The organism is Citrobacter sp. wls714 (assembly GCF_005281025.1).
In the GTDB taxonomy this organism is placed as follows: Bacteria; Pseudomonadota; Gammaproteobacteria; order Enterobacterales; family Enterobacteriaceae; genus Citrobacter; species Citrobacter werkmanii.
In genome coordinates, this window is record NZ_SZWZ01000027.1 from 1 (window position 1) to 23,036 (window position 23,036).

Annotated in this window: 22 protein-coding genes and 2 tRNA genes; 16 read left to right on the top strand and 8 right to left on the bottom strand. The window is 53.6% G+C overall.

Annotated elements, in window-relative coordinates:
• The first annotated feature begins 75 nt into the window (after positions 1-75).
• Positions 76-152, top strand: a tRNA-Asp gene (locus FDX11_RS04495).
• Positions 153-204: 52 nt separating this feature from the next.
• Positions 205-280: transfer RNA gene (locus FDX11_RS04500), tRNA-Trp, on the top strand.
• Positions 281-377: 97 nt separating this feature from the next.
• Here the strand turns inward: FDX11_RS04500 and hdfR are convergent.
• Positions 378-1,223, bottom strand: coding sequence for an HTH-type transcriptional regulator HdfR (gene hdfR, locus FDX11_RS04505; RefSeq protein WP_137365762.1), 846 nt, complete (start codon positions 1,221-1,223; stop codon positions 378-380).
• Positions 1,224-1,329: 106 nt separating this feature from the next.
• Here hdfR and maoP point away from each other — a divergent pair, with 106 nt between their 5' ends.
• A complete protein-coding gene (maoP, locus tag FDX11_RS04510; RefSeq protein WP_003018025.1) occupies positions 1,330-1,668 on the top strand; it encodes a macrodomain Ori organization protein MaoP in 339 nt (112 codons plus the stop codon).
• A gap of 25 nt (positions 1,669-1,693) precedes the next feature.
• Here the strand turns inward: maoP and FDX11_RS04515 are convergent, their stop codons facing one another.
• The gene (locus FDX11_RS04515; RefSeq protein WP_137397560.1) at positions 1,694-3,214 is read right to left on the bottom strand and encodes a YifB family Mg chelatase-like AAA ATPase; all 1,521 of its coding nucleotides are present in this window, start codon (positions 3,212-3,214) and stop codon (positions 1,694-1,696) included.
• Between the two features lie 353 nt (positions 3,215-3,567).
• On the opposite strand from FDX11_RS04515, the gene ilvL reads away from it, so the two are divergent.
• From ilvL to ilvA, 6 genes are all read left to right on the top strand, one after another.
• Complete coding sequence (gene ilvL / locus FDX11_RS04520) at positions 3,568-3,666, top strand: ilv operon leader peptide (protein ID WP_001311244.1); 99 nt, start codon at positions 3,568-3,570, stop codon at positions 3,664-3,666.
• Positions 3,667-3,805: 139 nt separating this feature from the next.
• The gene (ilvG, locus tag FDX11_RS04525) at positions 3,806-5,452 is read left to right on the top strand and encodes an acetolactate synthase 2 catalytic subunit (protein WP_042314090.1); all 1,647 of its coding nucleotides are present in this window, start codon (positions 3,806-3,808) and stop codon (positions 5,450-5,452) included.
• Complete coding sequence (gene ilvM, locus FDX11_RS04530) at positions 5,449-5,712, top strand: acetolactate synthase 2 small subunit (protein WP_006686038.1); 264 nt, start codon at positions 5,449-5,451, stop codon at positions 5,710-5,712. The genes ilvG and ilvM overlap by 4 nt, the downstream gene beginning before the upstream one ends.
• A gap of 17 nt (positions 5,713-5,729) precedes the next feature.
• Complete coding sequence (locus tag FDX11_RS04535) at positions 5,730-6,659, top strand: branched-chain amino acid transaminase (protein ID WP_003829030.1); 930 nt, start codon at positions 5,730-5,732, stop codon at positions 6,657-6,659.
• Positions 6,660-6,817: 158 nt separating this feature from the next.
• On the top strand, positions 6,818-8,668 hold the full coding sequence (ilvD, locus tag FDX11_RS04540) for a dihydroxy-acid dehydratase (protein WP_042314084.1): 1,851 nt from the start codon (positions 6,818-6,820) through the stop codon (positions 8,666-8,668).
• A 5-nt stretch (positions 8,669-8,673) separates the two neighbouring features.
• Positions 8,674-10,218, top strand: a complete 1,545-nt coding sequence (gene ilvA / locus FDX11_RS04545) for a threonine ammonia-lyase, biosynthetic (RefSeq protein ID WP_137361413.1) — start codon at positions 8,674-8,676, stop codon at positions 10,216-10,218.
• A gap of 62 nt (positions 10,219-10,280) precedes the next feature.
• Here the strand turns inward: ilvA and fabV are convergent, their stop codons facing one another.
• Both fabV and ilvY read right to left on the bottom strand, forming a co-directional pair.
• Entirely contained in the window at positions 10,281-11,474 is a 1,194-nt protein-coding gene (gene fabV / locus FDX11_RS04550; protein WP_042314082.1) for an enoyl-ACP reductase FabV, read from the bottom strand.
• A gap of 175 nt (positions 11,475-11,649) precedes the next feature.
• The gene (ilvY, locus tag FDX11_RS04555; protein WP_038634600.1) at positions 11,650-12,552 is read right to left on the bottom strand and encodes an HTH-type transcriptional activator IlvY; all 903 of its coding nucleotides are present in this window, start codon (positions 12,550-12,552) and stop codon (positions 11,650-11,652) included.
• A 165-nt stretch (positions 12,553-12,717) separates the two neighbouring features.
• Between ilvY and ilvC the strand changes: the two genes are divergently transcribed.
• Positions 12,718-14,193: a ketol-acid reductoisomerase gene (gene ilvC / locus FDX11_RS04560; RefSeq protein ID WP_001726996.1), complete on the top strand. Its 1,476-nt coding sequence runs from the start codon at positions 12,718-12,720 to the stop codon at positions 14,191-14,193.
• 51 nt (positions 14,194-14,244) lie between these two features.
• Here the strand turns inward: ilvC and ppiC (FDX11_RS04565) are convergent, their stop codons facing one another.
• Together ppiC (FDX11_RS04565) and ppiC (FDX11_RS04570) are read right to left on the bottom strand one after the other, a co-directional pair.
• Positions 14,245-14,526, bottom strand: coding sequence for a peptidylprolyl isomerase PpiC (gene ppiC / locus FDX11_RS04565; protein WP_003017999.1), 282 nt, complete (start codon positions 14,524-14,526; stop codon positions 14,245-14,247).
• Between the two features lie 49 nt (positions 14,527-14,575).
• Complete coding sequence (gene ppiC, locus FDX11_RS04570; RefSeq protein ID WP_061381061.1) at positions 14,576-14,857, bottom strand: peptidylprolyl isomerase PpiC; 282 nt, start codon at positions 14,855-14,857, stop codon at positions 14,576-14,578.
• Between the two features lie 194 nt (positions 14,858-15,051).
• Between ppiC (FDX11_RS04570) and FDX11_RS04575 the strand changes: the two genes are divergently transcribed.
• From FDX11_RS04575 to rep, 4 genes are all read left to right on the top strand, one after another.
• Positions 15,052-15,756 (top strand): Crp/Fnr family transcriptional regulator, encoded by a 705-nt coding sequence (locus FDX11_RS04575; RefSeq protein ID WP_137350204.1) that lies wholly within the window; start codon positions 15,052-15,054, stop codon positions 15,754-15,756.
• Between the two features lie 25 nt (positions 15,757-15,781).
• Positions 15,782-16,531, top strand: a complete 750-nt coding sequence (locus FDX11_RS04580; protein WP_170975594.1) for a nucleoside phosphorylase — start codon at positions 15,782-15,784, stop codon at positions 16,529-16,531.
• A complete protein-coding gene (pnuC, locus tag FDX11_RS04585; RefSeq protein ID WP_042314067.1) occupies positions 16,531-17,259 on the top strand; it encodes a nicotinamide riboside transporter PnuC in 729 nt (242 codons plus the stop codon). Before FDX11_RS04580 ends, pnuC begins: the two co-directional genes overlap by 1 nt.
• Positions 17,260-17,362: 103 nt before the next feature.
• Positions 17,363-19,387: a DNA helicase Rep gene (gene rep / locus FDX11_RS04590; RefSeq protein ID WP_061381060.1), complete on the top strand. Its 2,025-nt coding sequence runs from the start codon at positions 17,363-17,365 to the stop codon at positions 19,385-19,387.
• Positions 19,388-19,424: 37 nt separating this feature from the next.
• Here rep and gppA read toward each other — a convergent pair whose 3' ends face one another.
• Both gppA and rhlB read right to left on the bottom strand, forming a co-directional pair.
• Positions 19,425-20,906 (bottom strand): guanosine-5'-triphosphate,3'-diphosphate diphosphatase, encoded by a 1,482-nt coding sequence (gene gppA, locus FDX11_RS04595; RefSeq protein WP_042314061.1) that lies wholly within the window; start codon positions 20,904-20,906, stop codon positions 19,425-19,427.
• 136 nt (positions 20,907-21,042) lie between these two features.
• Positions 21,043-22,311, bottom strand: a complete 1,269-nt coding sequence (gene rhlB / locus FDX11_RS04600; RefSeq protein WP_003829013.1) for an ATP-dependent RNA helicase RhlB — start codon at positions 22,309-22,311, stop codon at positions 21,043-21,045.
• A gap of 131 nt (positions 22,312-22,442) precedes the next feature.
• On the opposite strand from rhlB, the gene trxA reads away from it, so the two are divergent.
• Both trxA and FDX11_RS04610 read left to right on the top strand, forming a co-directional pair.
• Positions 22,443-22,772: a thioredoxin TrxA gene (trxA, locus tag FDX11_RS04605; RefSeq protein WP_001280776.1), complete on the top strand. Its 330-nt coding sequence runs from the start codon at positions 22,443-22,445 to the stop codon at positions 22,770-22,772.
• Between the two features lie 158 nt (positions 22,773-22,930).
• Complete coding sequence (locus FDX11_RS04610; protein ID WP_110496374.1) at positions 22,931-23,032, top strand: rho operon leader peptide; 102 nt, start codon at positions 22,931-22,933, stop codon at positions 23,030-23,032.
• Positions 23,033-23,036: the final 4 nt, after the last annotated feature.

The following is a 23,036-nucleotide window of genomic DNA, read 5'->3' on the forward strand; positions in this document are numbered from 1 at the left end:
GAGAGTAGGGAACTGCCAGGCATCAAATTGCAGTAAACCGGGATGAAGATCCGGGTGGTGACAAAGAAATTCGGTGGAGCGGTAGTTCAGTTGGTTAGAATACCTGCCTGTCACGCAGGGGGTCGCGGGTTCGAGTCCCGTCCGTTCCGCCACTTATTAGAAAATTAAGCCTGCTACTAAGCAGGCTTAATGATAAAAAAATTTAGGGGCGTAGCTCAGTTGGTAGAGCACCGGTCTCCAAAACCGGGTGTCGCGAGTTCGAGTCTCTCCGCCCCTGCCAGAAACAATCCTTAGCATTCTTGCTAAGGATTTTTTTTATCTGCAATTTGAGCTATTCCTTTCTGCTGTATTACTTCTGGCATCCTTGCCAGTGCTTTCTAATCTTCCAGAATACTTGTTCTTAGCAGATCGCAAATAAGTGCATGCTTGTCGCTGTTTTGCAGCCAGACTGCATATAAAGGGCGTGACAGTGTTGTGCTGTCGGTAACCGTGTGTAGATCGTTTTTTGTTTTAGCCCAGTTAACGGGCAACCAACTAAAGCCCTTAAGGACAGAAAGTTGCTGCCTGGCCAGTTCTGCTGAACTGGTGGTCAGAACCGGCACTTCATCTCCCGCGATCAGTCCCGCTTCGTGTTGTTGAAAATCGGGTCCCCATTCCAGGCGTAGGTAATTCAGTTCATCTTTGGTTTGCGAAGGTGAACTGCAATAGAGCGCCAGCGTGAAATATCCCAACAGTTGGCTGCTAAATTCGTCCATTTTGGGCGTTTCGGTGGTGATCAGTAGATCAAGCTGTCGTTCATGTAGCTGCTTTACTAACGACTGTCGTTGAGCGATTCTCGCTTCAAACTGCAGGCTGGTTTGTGGCTCCTGTGACTGATACAAACGCCTCAACCAGTCATTAAGCATACATTCCCAAAGGGATGCGCTGGCACCAATTGAAAACTCGTTATGTCGCGAGGTATTCGCGACCTCCTTGCGTGCTGCTTGCCACGTATTCATCAGCGTTTCAGCGTAAGGTAATAATTTCTCACCCGCCGCGGTTAAACGGATATTGTTTCTGTGTCGGGTGAACAGATTTACACCCAATTGATTTTCCAGTTGTCTGATCCGAAAACTAACCGCTGATTGGGTCAGATAGAGCGCTTCAGCAGCCCTGCCAAAGTGGCGTGTCCGGCTAACCTCCAGGAAAGTTTTTAACAATTCCGTATCCACAACTCGCTCCATAAAATTATTTGTCGTGATGATTTAAATCTTTTGTTTGACGCTCTGTCAAGCGTAACTAATACTCCGCGCCATAAATAGCTCGGCCAAAGAATTAGGAGCGTGCAGGATGGCGGAAAGCTTTACGACGACTAATCGATATTTCGACAATAAATATTATCCCCGTGGATTCTCCCGTCATGGTGATTTCACCATTAAAGAAGCACAACTGCTTGAGCGTCACGGTTATGCTTTCAACGAGCTGGATCTGGGCAAACGTGAGCCGGTAACGGAAGAAGAAAAACTGTTTGTTGCGGTATGCCGTGGTGAACGTGAACCGGTTACCGAAGCTGAACGCGTGTGGTCTAAGTATATGACGCGTATTAAGCGTCCAAAACGTTTCCACACGCTGTCTGGTGGGAAACCTCAGGTGGAAGGTGCAGAAGACTACACCGAATCTGATGATTAATAAAAAAGGGCGAAAGCCCTTTTTTTTATGTCAGTAGTTTCTGCAAATGAATGAGTAACCTGTCGATCGCCCTATACCCAATGGCCTCCTGCAAATGCTGACGGGTAATATGGTCACATTGCTCGAGATCCGCAATGGTTCGGGCGACCTTTATCAATCGCAGCCACGCGCGGATAGATAATCCGAGATGTGCCAATGCCTCTTCAAGCCACTGCGCATCATCACTGCGAAGTTGGCAATATTCATGTATATCCTGACTGCCCAGATGCGCGTTTAACTTATTTTGTCGCCGATACTGACGCTCTTGTGCGGCGATAACGCGTTGCTTCACCGTGGCGCTATCTTCCCCTTTCACTGCGCTCTGGCTGAGTATGCCGGGCGGAGGCAAAGGGATTTCGAGGGAGAGATCGAAACGGTCAAGAAACGGTCCTGATAATCGGTTGAGGTAACGCAGCGTTTGTTCTGGGGTGCAGCGGTTATGGTTCCCCTGATAATGACCCGTTGGGCTGGGATTCATTGCAGCAATGAGTTGAAAGCGCGCAGGGTAGGTTATTTTAGCCCGAGTGCGGGATAAATGGATTTGCCCGGACTCGATAGGTTCACGCAGGGCATCCAACGTGCGCCGCTCAAACTCAGGTAATTCGTCCAGAAATAGTATACCGTTATGCGCCAGAGAGATCTCTCCCGGCGCAGGAATAGACCCACCGCCTACCATAGCGGTTAACGAAGCACTGTGATGCGGTGAGCGAAAAGGGCGCTGCTTCCACTGTTTTTGTATCGTAGCGGAATTGACCAGGCTGAGTATCGCCGCACTTTCCAGTGCCTCATCGTTGCTAAGAGGCGGAAGCAGCCCTCTGAGGCGACTGGCCAGCATGGTCTTTCCCGTCCCCGGAGGGCCGATAAGCAGCAGGTTGTGACCGCCAGCCGCAGTGAGCTCCAGTCCGCGTTTGCCTTGTTCCTGACCGATGATATCGCTCAGATCATCAGCTAATGGCTCTGGCGTGAAGTCTGCAGATAACGGTCTGTCTAAATCATGCTTCCCTTCGAGAAATGCGCATACGGACTGTAGGTGATCGGCAATCAGACACCCTTCACCATGTATTAGTCCGACTTCAGCGGCATTCTCTTTTGCGACAATAATTCTCCTGCCTGCACGTATTGCTTCGGTTGCGCTTGAAATCGCTCCTGGAACGCCGCGTAGCGTGCCTGTAAGCGCTAATTCACCTACCAGCTCGTAGGTATCGAGATTATGGGCTGTAAGCTGCTCAGAAGCGGCCAGAAGCGCCACTGCGATAGGTAAATCATATCGTCCTCCTTCTTTGGGAAGATCGGCAGGAGCGAGGTTAATGGTTATCTTCTTGGCCGGGAATTCATAACCACTATTAATAATCGCACTACGAACCCGATCGCGGGCCTCTTTCACCGTAGTTTCTGGCAATCCCACCATGGTTAAACCAGGCAGACCATTGCTGATATGTACCTCAATGGTAATGGCTGGCGCATTCACGCCAAGCGCAGCGCGGGTGTGAACAATCGATAGTGACATAACCCCTCCTGATGAAGGCATTATGCGGCAATGTATCGCGGCAAGATTTAACTTGATTGCGGCTTTTAGATGCTGATTCACGTATTTTTTTGCAAATTAAATCTTTTGCATGAAACCAGGAATAACGCTCGCAAACGTATTTGTAAGGTGTCGCTGGGGGGGGAGTGTGTGCTCAAGAGTGACCTGAAACGTGAAATATTTTCATTTTTTAATTTTTTATATAGAAAACAAGGCGATTTATCAAAACCGTTACCGGAGTCAGAAAAACGAATAAAAAAAATTCTTGTGTTATTTGCAAATTCTATGGTAACTCTTTAGGTATTCCTTCGAACAAGATGCAAGAAAATATAAAAATGACAGCCCTTCTACGAGTGATTAGCCTGGTCGTGATTAGCGTGGTGGTGATTATTATCCCACCGTGCGGGGCTGCACTTGGACGAGGAAAGGCTTAGAAAACAAGCCTTAACGAACTAAGACCCCCGCACCGAAAGGTCCGGGGGTTTTTTTTGACCTTAAAAACATACACGAGGAGCAGAAAGTGAATATCAGCATAAAATTCTGTTTCTCAAGATTTACGGCGGGGATGTAACTATGAATGGGGCACAGTGGGTGGTACATGCGTTGCGTGCACAAGGGGTTCAAACCGTCTTTGGTTATCCCGGTGGCGCAATCATGCCGGTTTATGATGCGTTATATGACGGCGGCGTAGAACACCTGTTGTGCCGACACGAGCAGGGCGCAGCGATGGCGGCGATTGGCTATGCCCGTGCGACCGGTAAAACAGGCGTGTGTATCGCCACTTCAGGCCCTGGTGCTACCAACCTGATCACCGGCCTTGCCGATGCGTTGTTGGATTCTGTCCCCGTTGTGGCGATCACCGGCCAGGTTGCATCACCTTTCATCGGAACGGATGCGTTCCAGGAAGTGGACGTTCTCGGTATGTCTCTGTCTTGCACCAAACACAGTTTCCTGGTGCAGTCACTGGAGGAACTGCCGCGCATCATGGCAGAAGCTTTCGACGTGGCGAACTCTGGTCGTCCGGGCCCCGTTCTGGTCGATATCCCGAAAGACATCCAGTTAGCCAGCGGTACGCTGGAACCGTATTTCACGACCGTCGGAAACGTAGAGACTATCCCGCATGCTGACGTTGAGCAGGCGCGTAAAATGCTGGCTCAGGCGCAAAAACCAATCCTGTACGTAGGTGGTGGCGTGGGTATGGCGCAGGCGGTCTCTGCCCTGCGTGAGTTTATTGCGCTTACCCAAATGCCAGTTGCCTGCACGCTGAAAGGCCTGGGCGCAGTAAACGCTGACTATCCGTACTATTTGGGCATGCTGGGAATGCACGGTACTAAAGCGGCGAATTTCGCGGTGCAAGAAAGTGATTTACTGATCGCAGTGGGCGCACGTTTTGATGACCGGGTAACCGGTAAGCTGAATACTTTCGCTCCTAACGCCAGCGTTATCCATATGGATATCGACCCGGCGGAAATGAACAAACTACGTCAGGCACACGTCGCGTTGCAGGGCGATTTAAATTCGCTGTTGCCGGCATTACAACAACCGCTGAAGATTGACGCATGGCGTCAGTCCTGTGCAGAGCTGCGCGCAGAACATGCCTGGCGTTATGATCATCCGGGTGACGCTATCTACGCGCCGCTGTTGTTAAAACAGCTGTCAGAACGCAAACCTGCAGATAGCGTGGTGACGACGGATGTTGGTCAGCATCAGATGTGGTCAGCACAGCATATGACCTATACCCGCCCGGAAAATTTCATCACCTCCAGCGGTTTGGGTACGATGGGCTTTGGCCTGCCTGCCGCCGTGGGTGCCCAGGTCGCGCGCCCGAACGATACGGTTATCTGTATCTCCGGTGACGGCTCTTTCATGATGAATGTGCAAGAGCTGGGCACCGTGAAGCGTAAGCAGTTACCGCTGAAGATAGTCTTACTCGACAACCAGCGCTTAGGCATGGTGCGACAATGGCAGCAACTGTTTTTCCAGGAACGTTATAGCGAAACCACCCTTACCGATAACCCCGATTTCCTCATGTTGGCCAGCGCCTTCGGCATACCTGGCCAGCACATCACCCGTAAAGACCAGGTTGAAGCGGCACTCGACACCATGCTGAACAGCGAGGGGCCATACCTGCTTCATGTCTCAATCGACGAACTTGAGAATGTCTGGCCTCTGGTGCCGCCTGGCGCCAGCAACTCAGAAATGCTGGAGAAATTATCATGATGCATCATCAGGTCGCCGTTGAGGCTCGTTTCAATCCGGAAACCTTAGAACGTGTTTTACGCGTGGTACGCCATCGTGGTTTTCAGGTGTGCTCCATGAACATGGCAGCCGCCAGCGATGCGCAGAATATAAATATCGAATTGACCGTTGCCAGCCCCCGGTCGGTCGACTTACTGTTTAGTCAGTTAAGTAAGCTGGTAGACGTTGCACATGTTGCTATCTGCCAGAGCACAACCACATCACAACAAATCCGCGCCTGAGCGCAAAAGGAAGAAAAATGACGACGAAAAAAGCTGATTACATTTGGTCTAATGGCGAGATGATTCGTTGGGAAGACGCGAAGGTCCACGTGATGTCCCACGCTCTGCACTACGGTACTTCTGTATTTGAAGGTATCCGTTGCTACGATTCTCACAAAGGGCCGGTGGTGTTCCGTCATCGTGAACATATGCAGCGTCTGCGTGATTCAGCCAAGATCTACCGTTTTCCGGTCTCTCAGAGCGTTGATGAACTGATGGAAGCCTGCCGCGAAGTGATCCGCAAAAACAACCTGACCAGCGCCTATATTCGTCCGCTGGTATTTGTGGGCGATGTCGGGATGGGTGTTAACCCGCCAGCGGGCTACACCACTGATGTGATCATCGCCGCGTTCCCGTGGGGGGCATACCTCGGCGCAGAAGCGCTGGAACAAGGGATCGATGCGATGGTTTCTTCCTGGAACCGCGTGGCGCCGAACACCATCCCTACTGCTGCTAAAGCGGGCGGTAACTATCTGTCTTCGCTGCTGGTGGGTAGCGAAGCGCGTCGTCATGGTTATCAGGAAGGTATTGCGCTGGACGTGAATGGCTACATCTCCGAAGGTGCGGGTGAAAACCTGTTTGAAGTTAAAGATGGCATTCTGTTTACCCCGCCATTTACCTCTTCCGCGCTGCCGGGTATCACCCGTGATGCCATCATTAAACTGGCGAAAGATCTTGATATCGAAGTGCGTGAGCAGGTGCTGTCCCGTGAATCGCTGTACCTGGCCGACGAAGTGTTTATGTCCGGTACCGCGGCGGAAATCACGCCAGTACGCAGCGTCGATGGTATTCAGGTAGGCGAAGGCCGCTGCGGCCCGGTCACCAAACGCATCCAGCAGGCCTTCTTTGGCCTCTTCACCGGTGAAACGGAAGACAAATACGGCTGGTTGGATTCAGTAAACCAATAACAATATTAATATTTCCCTAAAATAATTCACGTTGCAGGAAGACGGCAACGCAGCAAGTCCCAGGAGCTTACTGTAGTAAGTGGCTGGGGTGAGCGAGGCAGCCAACGCACCTGCGGCGTGAAGTATGCAGGGGAAAGACAGACGGGAGTTAATCAAGCATGCCTAAGTATCGTTCAGCCACCACCACCCACGGCCGCAATATGGCGGGCGCCCGCGCACTGTGGCGCGCCACCGGGATGACCGACGCCGATTTCGGCAAGCCGATTATCGCTGTCGTGAACTCCTTTACCCAGTTCGTGCCGGGTCATGTCCACCTGCGCGATCTTGGTAAGCTGGTTGCCGAACAAATCGAAGCCTCAGGCGGCGTGGCGAAAGAGTTCAACACCATCGCGGTGGATGACGGTATCGCTATGGGCCACGGGGGCATGCTTTATTCACTGCCGTCCCGTGAGCTGATCGCCGACTCCGTTGAGTACATGGTTAACGCCCACTGTGCCGACGCGATGGTCTGCATCTCCAACTGTGACAAAATCACCCCCGGGATGTTAATGGCCTCGCTGCGCCTGAATATTCCGGTGATCTTCGTTTCCGGTGGCCCGATGGAAGCCGGGAAAACCAAACTCTCTGACAAAATCATCAAGCTCGACCTGGTTGACGCGATGATTCAGGGCGCGGACCCGAAAGTCTCCGACTCGCAGAGTGAGCAGGTTGAACGTTCCGCCTGCCCAACCTGCGGCTCCTGCTCCGGGATGTTCACCGCCAACTCGATGAACTGTCTGACCGAAGCGCTGGGCCTGTCGCAGCCGGGCAACGGCTCGCTGCTGGCGACCCACGCTGACCGTAAAGAGCTGTTCCTCACCGCTGGTCAACGCATCGTTGAGCTGACCAAACGTTATTACGAGCAGGATGATGCTTCCGCGCTGCCGCGTAACATTGCCAGTAAAGCGGCGTTTGAGAACGCCATGACGCTGGATATCGCCATGGGCGGTTCCACTAACACCGTTCTGCATCTGCTGGCGGCGGCGCAGGAAGCAGAAATCGACTTCACCATGAGTGATATCGACAAGTTGTCCCGCAAGGTGCCGCAGCTGTGTAAAGTGGCGCCAAGCACGCAGAAATACCATATGGAAGACGTTCACCGCGCCGGCGGCGTCTTGGGTATTTTAGGCGAGCTGGATCGTGCTGGGCTGCTGAACCGCAACGTGAAAAACGTCCTTGGTCTCTCTCTGCCGCAGACGCTGGAACAGTACGACATCGCTGTCACCCAGGATGAAGCGGTCAAAAAAATGTTCCGTGCTGGTCCGGCGGGCATCCGCACCACCCAGGCGTTCTCGCAGGATTGTCGTTGGGATACGCTGGATGACGATCGCGCCGAAGGCTGTATTCGCTCGCTGGAGCACGCTTACAGCAAGGATGGCGGTCTGGCGGTACTGTACGGCAACTTCGCGGAAAACGGCTGCATCGTGAAAACCGCCGGCGTTGACGACAGCATTCTCAAATTTACCGGCCCGGCGAAAGTCTACGAAAGCCAGGACGAAGCGGTTGAAGCGATCCTCGGCGGTAAAGTGGTCGAAGGCGACGTGGTGGTGATTCGCTACGAAGGGCCGAAAGGCGGGCCGGGCATGCAGGAAATGCTCTACCCAACCACCTTCCTGAAATCGATGGGGCTGGGTAAAGCCTGTGCGCTGATCACCGATGGTCGCTTCTCCGGCGGTACCTCCGGCCTGTCTATCGGCCACGTTTCCCCGGAAGCGGCGAGCGGCGGCAACATCGCGATCATCGAAGACGGCGACATGATCGCTATCGATATCCCGAATCGCGGTATTCAGCTTCAGCTGAGCGAGGCGGAAATCGCCGCCCGTCGTGAAGCCCAGGAAGCCCGCGGCGACCAGGCGTGGACGCCGAAGAACCGTGAGCGTCAGGTCTCCTTTGCCCTTCGCGCTTATGCCAGCCTGGCCACCAGCGCCGACAAAGGCGCGGTGCGCGATAAATCGAAACTGGGGGGTTAATGACCATGGCGGATTCACAACCCTTGTCCGGCGCCCCTGAGGGAGCCGAGTATCTCAGAGCGGTGCTGCGTGCGCCGGTTTACGAAGCGGCGCAGGTAACGCCGCTACAAAAAATGGAAAAACTCTCTTCGCGCCTCGACAACGTGATTCTGGTAAAGCGCGAAGACAGGCAACCTGTTCACAGCTTTAAGCTGCGCGGGGCCTACGCGATGATGGCGGGCCTGACCGAAGAGCAAAAAGCGCATGGCGTCATTACCGCATCTGCAGGTAATCACGCCCAGGGGGTCGCGTTCTCTTCTGCGCGATTAGGTGTGAAGGCACTGATTGTCATGCCAACGGCGACCGCTGATATCAAAGTCGACGCCGTTCGCGGTTTCGGCGGTGAAGTGCTGTTGCACGGCGCGAATTTTGATGAAGCCAAAGCCAAAGCGATTGAGCTTTCCCAGCAGCAGGGCTTTACCTGGGTACCGCCGTTTGATCATCCGATGGTGATTGCCGGGCAGGGCACGCTGGCGCTGGAGTTACTTCAGCAGGACGCCCACCTCGACCGCGTGTTTGTGCCGGTGGGTGGTGGCGGGTTAGCGGCGGGCGTGGCGGTGCTGATTAAACAGCTGATGCCGCAGATCAAAGTGATCGCCGTCGAAGCCGAAGATTCAGCCTGCCTGAAAGCGGCGCTGGATGCCGGTCATCCGGTGGATCTGCCACGCGTCGGTCTCTTTGCTGAAGGTGTCGCGGTAAAACGCATCGGCGATGAAACCTTCCGCCTGTGCCAGGAATATCTCGATGACATTATTACCGTCGATAGCGACGCTATCTGTGCGGCGATGAAAGACCTGTTTGAAGATGTACGCGCGGTGGCGGAGCCTTCCGGGGCGCTGGCGCTGGCGGGGATGAAAAAATATATCGCCCAGCACAACATTCGCGGCGAACGTCTGGCGCATGTGCTGTCCGGTGCTAACGTGAACTTCCACGGCCTGCGCTACGTTTCCGAACGCTGCGAGCTGGGCGAACAACGCGAAGCGTTGCTGGCGGTGACGATCCCGGAAGAGAAGGGCAGCTTCCTGAAGTTCTGCCAGCTGCTGGGCGGGCGTTCGGTGACAGAGTTCAACTATCGCTTTGCTGACGCCAAAGATGCCTGCATCTTCGTGGGCGTGCGGCTGAGCCGCGGCGTTGAGGAGCGTAAGGAAATCCTTAGCCTACTCAAAGACGGCGGTTACAGCGTGGTGGATCTGTCAGACGATGAAATGGCCAAGCTGCACGTGCGCTATATGGTCGGCGGCCGTCCGTCTAAGCCGTTGCAAGAGCGCCTCTACAGCTTTGAGTTCCCGGAATCGCCGGGTGCGCTGCTGAAGTTCCTCTACACCCTGGGTACGCACTGGAATATTTCCCTGTTCCACTACCGTAGCCACGGTACCGACTATGGCCGTGTACTGGCGGCGTTTGAGCTGGGCGATAACGAACCGGACTTCGAAACCCGGCTCAACGAATTGGGGTATGAGTGCCACGACGAGACCAATAACCCGGCGTTCAGGTTCTTCCTTGCGGGCTAACGGCGGCTATAAAAAAAGGGTTCATGGAAACATGAACCCTTTTTTACATCTGAATCAGAGAATTACAGCGTGATGACTTCGAATTCGACTTCGGTGTTCACGTCCGCGTCGTAATCCACACCGTCGAGGGCAAAACCGAACAGGTTCAGGAATTCCTGCTTGTAACCTGCATAGTCAGTTTCTTGCGCCAGGTTTTCGGTGGTGATCAGCGGCCACAGGTCACGGCACGCCTGCTGAATATCGTCACGCAGTTCCCAGTCATCCATACGGATACGCTGGTTGTCATCCAGCGCCACTTTATCGCCGTACAGGCTGGTGGTCATCAGACGGTTGATCTGCTCGATACAACCTTCGTGAATCCCCTGTTCTTTCATCAGCTTGAAGACCATGGAAATGTACAGCGGCATCACAGGAATAGCAGAAGAGGCCTGGGTGATAACGGATTTCAGGACGGCAACGTTCGCGGAACCGTTGAGCGGTGCCAGCTGCTTACGTAGTTCGCCCGCCGCGCGGTCGAGGTCTTCTTTCGCTTTGCCCAGCGCGCCGTGCCAGTAGATTGGCCAGGTCAGGTCGGTACCGATGTAGGAGTAAGCCACGGTTTTCACGCCGTCAGCCAGCACGCCCGCTTCGCTCAGCGCGCCCATCCACAGTTCCCAGTCTTCGCCGCCCATGACGGTAACGGTGTTCTGAACTTCTTCTTCGGTGGCCGGCTCAATGCTGGCGGTGATGATCTGATCTTTGTTGGTATCAATCGCTTTAGAGGTATAAACCTCGCCGATTGGCTTCAGCGCAGAACGGACGATTTCGCCGGTTTTCGGCATTTTACGCACCGGGGACGCCAGTGAGTAAACCACTAAATCAATCTGACCCAGGTCTTCTTTGATCAGTTTGATCACTTCGTCGCGGCACTCATCGGAGAACGCGTCGCCGTTGATGCTTTTGGAGTACAGGCCTTCACGCTTAGCAGCTTCATCGAAGGCGGCAGAGTTATACCAGCCCGCGGAACCAGGTTTGGTTTCCGTGCCCGGTTTTTCGAAAAATACGCCGATAGTGGCGGCACCGCTGCCAAAGGCGGCGGAAATTCTGGATGCCAGGCCGTAACCGGTGGAAGCACCGATCACCAGCACGCGGGAAGGGCCGTTCTCAATTTTCCCGTTTTGCTTAACGTACTCGATCTGTTTTTCCACATTGACTTTGCAGCCAGTCGGATGGGTCGTTGTACAGATGAATCCACGAATTTTTGGTTTGATTATCATAATGATGGCTAATTAAGTTTGTATTTTCGCTGTCAAGTGCGCAATGACACCGTCTGTTCTGGCTTGCTTAACGGCATGGTTAACAAGCCCCCCACATCTATTATGGCACGGGACATTATACAGAAAAGGAGTGCCAATACTGAATCTACCACTGATTTTAGGCCAGACGCTGGCGCTACTCGGCGATTTTGCGTTCCAGCACAATCTTCCAGAAGGCATCAATCAGCGGCTCATGCAGCCGCTTTTTCGGCGCGCAGACACCCAGTTCAAATGGCGTTTTTTCGTCGCTGCGCTCTAAAATCATCACGCGATTGCGCACCGGTTCCGGGCTGTTTTCCAGCACAACTTCCGGCAGCAGCGCCACGCCGCAGCCGAGCGCCACCATTGAGACCATCGCCTCATGACCGCCGACGGTGGCGTAAATCTGCGGGTTACTGATTTTGTGGCGACGGAACCACAGCTCAATGCGACGGCGTACCGGCCCCTGGTCGGCCATGATAAACGGCACCGTCGACCAGTCGGGCTTATCGACCGACACCTGATTGCGCACCGGGCAGGGCAGCGCCGGGGCGATCAGCACCACTGCCAGATTCTCCAGCATGGAAAACGCCACCGCACCGGGCAGCGTTTCCGGCTTACCGGCAATCGCCAGATCGGCCTCGCCGGTGACCACTTTGTCCATCGCATCGGCGGCGTCGCCGGTGGTGAGCTTAATTTCGACGGACGGATGCTCGGCGCGGAAGCGGTCGAGGATCGGCGGCAGGTGGCTGTACGCCGCGGTCACCGAGCAGAAAATGTGCAGTTCACCAGAAAGTGATGGTCCTTGCTGATCGAGGGTGTGGCGCAGTTGCTGATACTGCAACAACGTTTGCTGGGCAAATACCCGCAGTTCTTCCCCTGCTTCGGTCAGTGTGACCGTGCGGTTATCACGCACAAACAGCGCCTGACCGAGGTCCTCTTCCAGCCGCTGAATTTGCCGGGAAAGCGTGGAGGGGCTGACGTGCATCGCCCGCGCGCTGCGGCCAAAGTGGCGGCTTTCTGCCAGATGCAGGAAGGTTTTCAGATCGCGTAAATCCACCGATTTCACCTCACGGTTTTATGTTGCAGAAATTGCAACGTGACGTTGTGAATATATCAATTTCCGCAATAAATTTCCTGTTGTAATGTGAGTCTATTCTCGCAAACAGAATGTCTGCGAACCGAACAATAAGCACGACAACACAACATCACGGAGTACACCATCATGGCTAACTACTTTAATACACTGAATCTGCGCCAGCAGCTGGCGCAGCTGGGTAAATGCCGCTTTATGGGCCGCGACGAATTCGCCGACGGCGCGAGCTACCTGCAGGGTAAAAAAGTGGTCATCGTCGGCTGTGGCGCTCAGGGTCTGAACCAGGGCCTGAACATGCGTGACTCCGGTCTGGATATTTCCTACGCCCTGCGTAAAGAAGCGATTGCTGAGAAGCGTGCTTCTTGGCGTAAAGCGACCGAAAACGGCTTCAAAGTAGGTACCTACGAAGAGCTGATCCCGCAGGCTGACCTGGTGGTTAACTTGACGCCGGACAAACAGCACTCTGACGTGGTGCGTTCCGTACAGCCGCTGATGAAAGATGGCGCGGCGCTGGGCTACTCCCACGGCTTCAACATCGTCGAAGTGGGCGAGCAGATCCGTAAAGACATCACCGTGGTGATGGTGGCGCCGAAATGCCCGGGTACCGAAGTGCGTGAAGAGTACAAACGTGGTTTCGGTGTTCCGACGCTGATCGCCGTTCACCCGGAAAACGACCCGAAAGGCGAAGGCATGGCGATTGCTAAAGCCTGGGCAGCGGCCACCGGCGGTCACCGTGCGGGCGTACTGGAATCATCTTTCGTGGCGGAAGTGAAATCTGACCTGATGGGCGAGCAGACTATTCTGTGCGGTATGCTGCAGGCCGGTTCTCTTCTGTGCTTCGACAAGCTGGTGGCAGAAGGCACCGACCCGGCATACGCGGAAAAACTGATTCAGTTCGGCTGGGAAACCATCACCGAAGCGCTGAAGCAGGGCGGCATCACCCTGATGATGGACCGTCTGTCTAACCCGGCGAAGCTGCGTGCTTACGCGCTGTCCGAACAGCTGAAAGAGATTATGGCGCCGCTGTTCCAGAAACACATGGATGACATCATCTCCGGCGAATTCTCTTCCGGCATGATGGCAGACTGGGCCAACGACGATAAGAAACTGCTGACCTGGCGTGAAGAGACCGGTAAAACCGCGTTCGAAACCGCGCCGCAGTTTGAAGGTAAAATCGGCGAGCAGGAGTACTTCGATAAAGGCGTGCTGATGATTGCGATGGTGAAAGCGGGTGTTGAGCTGGCGTTCGAAACCATGGTCGATTCCGGCATCATCGAAGAGTCCGCTTACTATGAATCACTGCACGAACTGCCGCTGATCGCGAACACCATCGCCCGTAAGCGTCTGTACGAAATGAACGTGGTTATCTCCGATACCGCAGAATACGGTAACTACCTGTTCTCTTACGCTTGCGTACCGCTGCTGAAAGAGTTCATGACTACCCTGCAGACTGGCGACCTGGGCAAAGCGATTGCCGAAGGCGCGGTAGATAACGCGCAACTGCGCGACGTTAACGACGCCATTCGCGGTCATGCTATCGAGAAAGTGGGCCAGAAACTGCGTGGCTATATGACTGATATGAAACGTATTGCAGTCGCCGGATAAGCGTAGCGCCATCCGATAAAAAAGCCCGGTGTTTAAACACCGGGCTTTTTATTAGTTGCGGTACAGCACTTTAATTATGTGGTAACCGAACTGGGTGTGCAGCGGGCCGGTTGGCTCCAGCACCGGGCAAGAGAAGACCACTTTGTCGAACGCCGGCACCATCTGGCCCTGACGGAATTCACCTAAATCGCCGCCGCGTTTGCCCGATGGGCAGATGGAATGCTTCTTAGCCAGTTTGCCGAAGTCGGCACCGTTTTTAATCTGCTCCAGAAGATCCAGTGCCAGTTTCTCTTCTTTTACAAGGATATGCACTGCTGCTGCTGTTTTTGCCATGATCGTGCCTTCAAAAGGGAATATATAAGGCTGGCGATTTTAGCATGGCTTATCGGCGATACAGCACCTTGATGATGTGATAGCCGAATTTGGTTTTGACCGGCCCGTAAGGTTTAAGCAATGGACAGCTAAACACGGCGGCATCAAATGGCCCCACCATCATCCCCTGTTTGAATTCACCCAAATCGCCGCCGTTGCGCCCGGATGGACAGCGAGAGTAGCGTTTTGCCAGGTGATCGAAGCTAATACCGCGCTCCAGCTTGCTGAGGATCTCCAGCGCCAGTTTTTCTTCTTTTACCAGGATGTGCAGGGCTGCCGCGCTCTTAGCCATTATTTTGTTCTCATGTCTCAAAGATATCTCGTTACTTTATCACCCACCTTCGCCGTGAACATATACTCTTCGCCATCACGGGACAGATGTCTCGCCTGATGTATGGAAGCGAGAGATGAGCGACATTTTTATCTGCCCTATTCCTTCTTGTCGGGGACAGCCGTCCTGTCCCTACCGCTGTGGAGCGAGATAACATGGATACAATGAAAAAACCTGAATTTTCAGTCGGCTGGCTTTCCGGGCTTAGTGATATTGTTCGCGATCCACAGCTTTACGAATTACTGAAATATTGCCCTCTGGAAATCATGCAGCAATGGTGTTTTGAAGAGATCCCGCGCGGAGACTTTATTTGCCGGCAGGGGGAAATATGTCAGCGCTTTTCACTAATTATTGCCGGTGAAGTGGATGTGTTCTATGAGGCTGAAGATGGACGTCGTTATCGTCAGGCCCGCTACCGGAAAAGCGACATGCTGGGTGAACTTGAGATCTTTGAGTCGCGTCATTACATCTGTTCGGTGGTGGCAGTAGGGCATGTGCAGCTCCTGAGTTTGTCGCAGGAATATTTTTGCCGCTGGCTGGCCTTAGATAACCATTTTAACCAGCGGATGCTGCGCTTCTTTAGTCAGCAATATTATCAGCTGTCAAAAAAGGCCAGCAGCGACAATCTTTACTCGCTGCATCAGCGAGTGTGTCAGGCGTTATGGCTGCGTTATCAACAAGATGGCACCAACGCAATTTTGCTGGATAAGCTAAACCTCAGCGAGGAGCTGGCGGCGACGACCCGTAGTATTAATCGTATTTTACATGATCTGAAAGCGTTACAGATTATTGATACCGATGGTGAAAGCATTGTGTTGTTAGTCCCTGAAAAGTTAAAGCAGGAGGCTGATATCGGATAACCGTAAGAGTGAAGGAGGCGCGAGAATGTCGCTGCAACCCCATATCCAGTTAAGCAAGGAGATGACCGGCGCACGCTATGCGCTGCTGCCGGGCGACCCGTTGCGGGTCGACCGCATTGTCAATTTTCTTGATAACCCAGAACATCTTGGTCAAAACCGGGAGTTTCGCGCCGCGCGAGGTTGGTATCAGGGCGTCGAGATTTTGGTGCTCTCTACCGGGATCGGTGGGCCGTCTACGGCGATTGCCATTGAAGAACTGCGCCAGATCGGCATAACAACCCTGATTCGTATCGGTAGCTGTGGGGCGTTGCAGGATAATCTTGAGCTCGGTGACGTGATTATTGCCCATGCCGCAGTAACGGATGACGGGACCAGCCGTACCTATGCGCCAACGGGCTATCCGGCCTGCGCCGACCCGCAGTTAACCTGGGAACTGATGGCGCAGGCGCGCCAGATGAATATCCCCGCCGCGTGTGGCCTGGTGCGTAGCCACGACAGTTTTTATACCGATCGGGAAGCAGAACTGGATGCGCGGTGGTCGGCGCTCGGCGTTCTGGGCGCGGATATGGAGAGCGCCGCTCTGATGACTATCGGCGCGCTGCGAGGGTTACGTACGGCGTCATTACTCAACGTGGTGGTTGCCCACAACGGTTGTCTGGATAGCAGCATCAATGATTATGTCCAGCAGGACGCGTTGTGCCAGCAGGGTGAAGAACGGCAAATTGCCCTGGCGCTCCGCGCCATTTATTCCGTCAGCCAGTCAGGAGGTCAGTAATGGACTTTTTTAGCATTAACAATGTGATGGTCAACATTCCTCTCGGCGAAGGCGGATATGCGCTATCGTGGATTGAAGCCATTGGTACCGTATTTGGTCTGTTATGTATCTGGTGTGCCAGCCGGGAAAAAATCATCAATTACCTGTTTGGCTTGATTAACGTCACGCTGTTTGCAGCAATTTTTTTCCAGATTCAGCTTTATGCCAGTCTGTTGCTGCAGGTGTTTTTCTTCGCCGCTAACATTTACGGTTGGTATGCGTGGAGCCGGCAAAATGAGGCGCAGGAAGCAGCGCTCAAAGTACGTTGGCTTTCACGCCAGCAAACCCTGGCATTAGGCGGCGTTTGTGCGGTGGCGATAGTTCTGATGACGCTATTTATCGACCCGGTGTTTGCGGCGCTCACCCGCATCATGATTGCCCTGCTGCAAACATTTGGTATGCAGGTCGCTATGCCTGACCTCCAGCCCGATGCCTTCCCGTTCTGGGATTCCACCATGCTGGTATTGTCGATTGCGGCCATGGTACTGATGACGCGCAAGTTCGTCGAAAACTGGCTGCTGTGGGTACTTATCGACGTGATTAGCGTGGTTATTTACGCGGTGCAGGGCGTTTACGCCATGTCGCTTGAGTATGTCCTGCTGACGGCAATCGCGGTGATGGGATCCTACAGCTGGATCAAGAGCGCGCAGCGCAACGGCTATACGCCACTAGCCGCGACTGCTTCCTGATTGACCCGATTTTCTGGCTACCCGCAGAGGTAGCCAGTTACTCTTTCTCCCCCTCTTTCTGCTACAATCCACCTCCCCGTGTTTACAGATTGAGCAATCCTCTATGCGTTTGAACCCCGGACAACAACAAGCCGTCGAATTCGTCACCGGACCTTGCCTGGTGCTGGCGGGCGCAGGTTCCGGTAAGACGCGTGTTATCACCAATAAAATCGCGCATCTGATTCGTGAATGCGGCTACCAGGCTCGACATATTGCGGCCGTGACCTTTACCAACAAGGCTGCGCGCGAGATGAAAGAGCGCGTGGCGCAAACGCTGGGGCGTAAAGAAGCACGCGGGTTGATGATCTCCACTTTCCACACTCTGGGACTGGATGTCATTAAGCGTGAATATGCGGCGCTGGGGATGAAGTCGAACTTCTCGCTGTTTGACGATACCGACCAGGTGGCCCTGCTTAAGGAGCTGACCGAAGGGCTAATTGAAGACGATAAGCTTATTCTCCAACAGCTGATCTCGACGATCTCCAACTGGAAAAACGATCTGATGACCCCGGCGCAGGCGGCAGCCAGCGCAAAGGGCGAGCGCGATCGTATTTTTGCTCACTGCTACGGTTTGTATGATGCCCATATGAAGGCGTGTAACGTTCTCGATTTTGACGATCTGATCCTGCTCCCCACGCTGCTGCTTCAGCGCAATGAAGAAGTGCGCGAGCGCTGGCAGAACAAAATTCGTTACCTGCTGGTGGATGAATATCAGGATACCAACACCAGCCAGTACGAGCTGGTGAAGTTGCTGGTGGGGAAACGGGCGCGTTTCACCGTCGTGGGCGATGACGATCAGTCGATCTACTCCTGGCGCGGCGCGCGTCCGCAGAACCTGGTGCTGTTGAGCAAAGATTTCCCGGCCTTGCAGGTGGTTAAACTGGAGCAAAACTACCGCTCCTCCGGGCGCATCCTGAAGGCGGCGAATATTCTCATCGCTAATAACCCACATGTGTTTGAAAAGCGGCTTTTTTCCGAGCTGGGCTATGGTGCGGAGCTTAAAGTATTGAGCGCCAATAACGAAGAGCATGAAGCGGAGCGCGTCACCGGTGAACTGATCGCCCATCACTTCGTCAATAAGACGCAGTATAAGGACTACGCGATTCTGTATCGCGGCAACCACCAGTCGCGGGTGTTCGAAAAATTCCTGATGCAGAACCGTATCCCGTACAAGATTTCTGGTGGGACATCGTTCTTCTCCCGTCCGGAGATTAAAGACTTGCTGGCCTATCTACGCGTACTCAGCAACCCGGATGACGACAGCGCGTTCCTGCGCATCGTTAATACACCGAAGCGCGAGATTGGCCCAGCGACGCTGCAGAAATTGGGTGAATGGGCGATGACGCGTAATAAAAGCCTGTTTACCGCCAGCTTTGACATGGGGCTGAGCCAGACGTTGACCGGACGCGGATATGATTCACTGACCCGCTTTACGCACTGGTTGGGTGAAATTCAGCGCCTGGCAGAGCGTGAACCCGTTGCGGCCGTACGCGATCTTATCCATGGCATTGATTACGAGTCCTGGCTGTATGAAACCTCGCCGAGTCCGAAAGCGGCAGAAATGCGCATGAAGAACGTCAACACGCTGTTTAGCTGGATGACAGAGATGCTGGAAGGCAGCGAGCTGGAAGAGCCAATGACCCTGACCCAGGTGGTTACTCGTTTTACCCTGCGTGACATGATGGAACGTGGAGAGAGCGAAGAAGAACTGGATCAGGTGCAGTTGATGACATTGCACGCTTCAAAAGGGCTGGAGTTTCCTTACGTATTTATGGTGGGAATGGAAGAAGGATTTTTGCCGCACCAGAGTAGCATTGATGAAGACAATATCGATGAAGAGCGTCGTCTGGCTTATGTAGGGATTACCCGCGCACAGAAAGAACTCATCTTTACACTGTGCAAAGAACGCCGTCAGTACGGTGAGCTGATACGCCCGGAACCGAGCCGTTTCCTGTTAGAACTGCCGCAGGATGACGTTATCTGGGAACAGGAGCGTAAAGTGGTAAGCGCTGAGGAACGGATGCAAAAAGGGCAGGCCAGTATTGCCAATATTCGGGCAATGATGGCAAAGGCAAAAGCGAAGCCGTAGGCCGGATAAGCGCGAGCACCTTCCGGCAAATCAACGATTAACGTACTTCCAGCGGCCAGTGGACATAGCTTTGCCACTCACTTTCCTGATCGATGAGCTCTTTACCTAGCGGGTGATGTTCCAGCCAGCCTTCAGGTAGTATGACCGTCAGGTGCTCATCTCTTGCATCCAGCTGAATTTCCGGCACCAAATCATCGCGACGACGGCTGGCGAAAATGATCGCCAGTCGTAGCAAACGGCAAAGGTGCTCCGCGATGCGGGGTGGCACGGCGTTTTGCTGATGGAGCGAAGAGAGATCGACCGGATTGGTCTGGTTGAGTAACAGCGTGGCTAACAGTTTTTTCTGCGCCGGCGTAAAACCCGGAAGATCGAGATTGCGCACCAGATAAGCCGCATGCTGTGGCGCCTGTTTAAAATCAACGCTCAGCCCAATTTCATGCAGCTGGCAGGCGCTAATCAGCAGTTCGCGACTAATTGCTTCCAGATGCCACTTATTTTCCACTTGATCGAGGAATTTAGTTGCTAACATGGCAACGCGATGCGCTTGCTCTGTATCGACCATAAATCGACGCTGAATATTACGTAACGTGCGGCTGCGAATATCCTGATCCACTGCCAGATGTAGCATGCCATAGACCAGCCCTTCGCGTAATGCGCCGCCAGCAAGGGTCATGCACTGAATATTCAGTTCGGTGAAAATGGCAATCAGGATCGCCAGCCCGCTGGGGAAAACCAGCGCACGTTCCAGCGTTAAGCCTTCAATTTCCAGCTCTTCCAGACGACCACAATGAATGGCTCGCTGCTTTAGCTGCTGAAGTTTCGCCAGCGTGATACGCTCATCCATGCCTTGCGCCATCATGATTTCCTGCAGCGCCTGGACGGTACCAGAAGCACCAACGCAGACTTTCCAGCCATGAAAACGCAGTTTGTCAGCGACCGGACGCAGTACTTCGCGTGCAGCCTTCTCGGCCTGGTCGAAGTTTTCCTGCGCCAGATTACGATCGGTAAAATACCGTTCGAGCCAGGTGACGCAGCCCATTGACAGGCTAAACAAGGAAGTCGTTTGTGCGCCGGAGCCGGTAACCAGTTCAGTGCTGGCGCCGCCAATATCAACGACCAGACGCTGATCGGCCCCGCCGGTAGTGTGGGCAACACCCTGATAAATCAGTCGTGCTTCTTCTTCGCCGCTAATGACCTGGACAGGACAGCCAAGGATTTCTTGCGCTTTGGCGATAAACACATCGGCATTTACGGCGATGCGTAATGTTGCCGTGGCGACCACGCGGATTTGTGGTTGAGGAATATCCTGCAGGCGTTCAGCAAACAGGCGCAGACATTGCCAACCGCGCTCCATCGCCTCTGTGGAGAGAACGTAGTCGCTATTGAGTCCAGCGGCCAGACGCACTTTGCGTTTTATACGCGTGAGCGTCTGGATGCTTCCCGCCACCTCGCGTACGACCAGCATATGAAAACTATTGGAGCCGAGATCGATTGCTGCATACAACGAGGTAGAGTTCATACACTTCATCCTTCAACCTGTATCTGTGTTGGCTGCGTTCTCTCACCCGAATCACTTACTTTTGTAAGCTCATCGGGATTCGTTTTCTTGCCGCCTTGATAAAGGCTGAATGATTTTGTGTATGGCATAGCTTTTCTTAACCTGAACGACGACGATTACGCGGAGCGCCACCGGTACGACGCGGGCCATTACCTGTGCGCGGGCGCGTCAGGCGCAGCGGCTTCGGCAGATCGGTCATTAACGCATCCGGGTTGTACTTGCTGACCGGAATTGAGTGGCCGATATAGGTCTCGATTGCAGGTAAATTCAGTGCGTATTCTTCGCAGGCCAGGCTGATAGAGTGACCGCTTGCGCCAGCACGACCCGTACGACCGATACGGTGAACGTAATCTTCACAGTCATCCGGCAGGTCATAGTTAAAGACGTGCGTTACGGCTGGGATATGCAGGCCACGCGCGGCAACGTCAGTCGCAACAAGAATGTCGAGATCGCCACGGGTGAACTCATCCAGGATACGCAGGCGTTTTTTCTGCGCCACGTCACCGGTCAACAGGCCGACGCGATGACCGTCCGCAGCGAGGCTGCCCCAGATATCTTCACAACGGTGCTTGGTGTTAGCAAAGACAATGGCGCGATCTGGCCACTCTTCTTCAATCAGCGTTTGCAATAAACGCATTTTTTCTTCGTTGGAAGGGTAGAAGAGTTCTTCTTTAATGCGGTGGCCTGTTTTCTGCTCCGGTTCGACTTCAACGTACTCAGCGTTATTCATCTGTTCGAACGCCAGTTCGCGAACGCGATAAGAGAGGGTTGCAGAAAACAGCATGTTCAGACGTTGGGTGGTTGGCGGCATACGACGGAACAGCCAACGGATATCTTTAATAAAGCCCAGATCGTACATACGATCGGCTTCATCCAGCACCACGACCTGAATCGCGCCCAGGTTAATGTGGTTCTGCTTTGCATAGTCAATGAGACGACCGGTCGTGCCGATAAGAATATCGACGCCGCTTTCCAGCACTTTCAGCTGTTTGTCGTAACCGTCGCCGCCATAAGCCAGGCCTAATTTCAGACCGGTGGTCTGTGCCAGCGGCTCGGCATCGGCGTGGATCTGCACGGCTAACTCACGCGTTGGCGCCATAATTAACGCACGCGGTTGGTTCACCTTGCGATCGGCAATCGCGGGATGAGAGAGAAGATAATGAAACGTTGACGTCAGGAACGCCATCGTTTTTCCGGTACCGGTTTGCGCCTGCCCTGCAACATCACGACCTGCCAGCGTTAGCGGCAGCGCGAGGGCCTGAATGGGCGTGCAGTTATGAAACCCTTTATTTTCAAGGGCTTCTATCACCTTTGGGTGCAGGGCGAAGTCGGAAAACTTCTGTTCTGTTAAATGTGTTTTGCTCATAGTGAGGTAGAATATCAGCTTACTATTGCTTTACGAAAGCGTATCCGGTGAAATAAAGTCAACCTTTAGTTGGTTAATGCTACACCAACAGCCTACACCAACACGCCAGGCTTATTCCTGTGGAGTTATATATGAGCGATAAAATTATTCACCTGACTGACGACAGTTTTGACACGGATGTACTCAAAGCGGACGGAGCGATCCTTGTTGATTTCTGGGCAGAGTGGTGCGGTCCGTGCAAAATGATCGCTCCGATTCTGGATGAAATCGCTGACGAATATCAGGGCAAACTGACGGTTGCTAAACTGAACATTGACCAAAACCCAGGCACCGCGCCGAAGTATGGTATTCGTGGTATCCCGACCCTGCTGCTGTTTAAAAACGGCGAAGTAGCGGCGACTAAAGTCGGCGCACTGTCCAAAGGTCAGTTGAAAGAATTCCTCGACGCGAATTTGGCGTAAGGAAGTCTCATGATCGGGCGACCATACTTCGAATTGATTCGGATGACTGGACGCCCGACTTGAGTCGTGCTAAGTTAGTGTTGACTTCGTATTAAACATACCTTATTAAGTTTGAATCTGGTTACATCCCATACTTCCCGTTGTTTCTCGCGCGAGAAGTGGACAGATTCAGGGCCTTATCACTCAATCCGTCTTGTCGTTTCAGTTCTGCGTACTTTCCTGTGACCAGACAGCGAACAGACATGAGTCGATGGCCGTAAACAG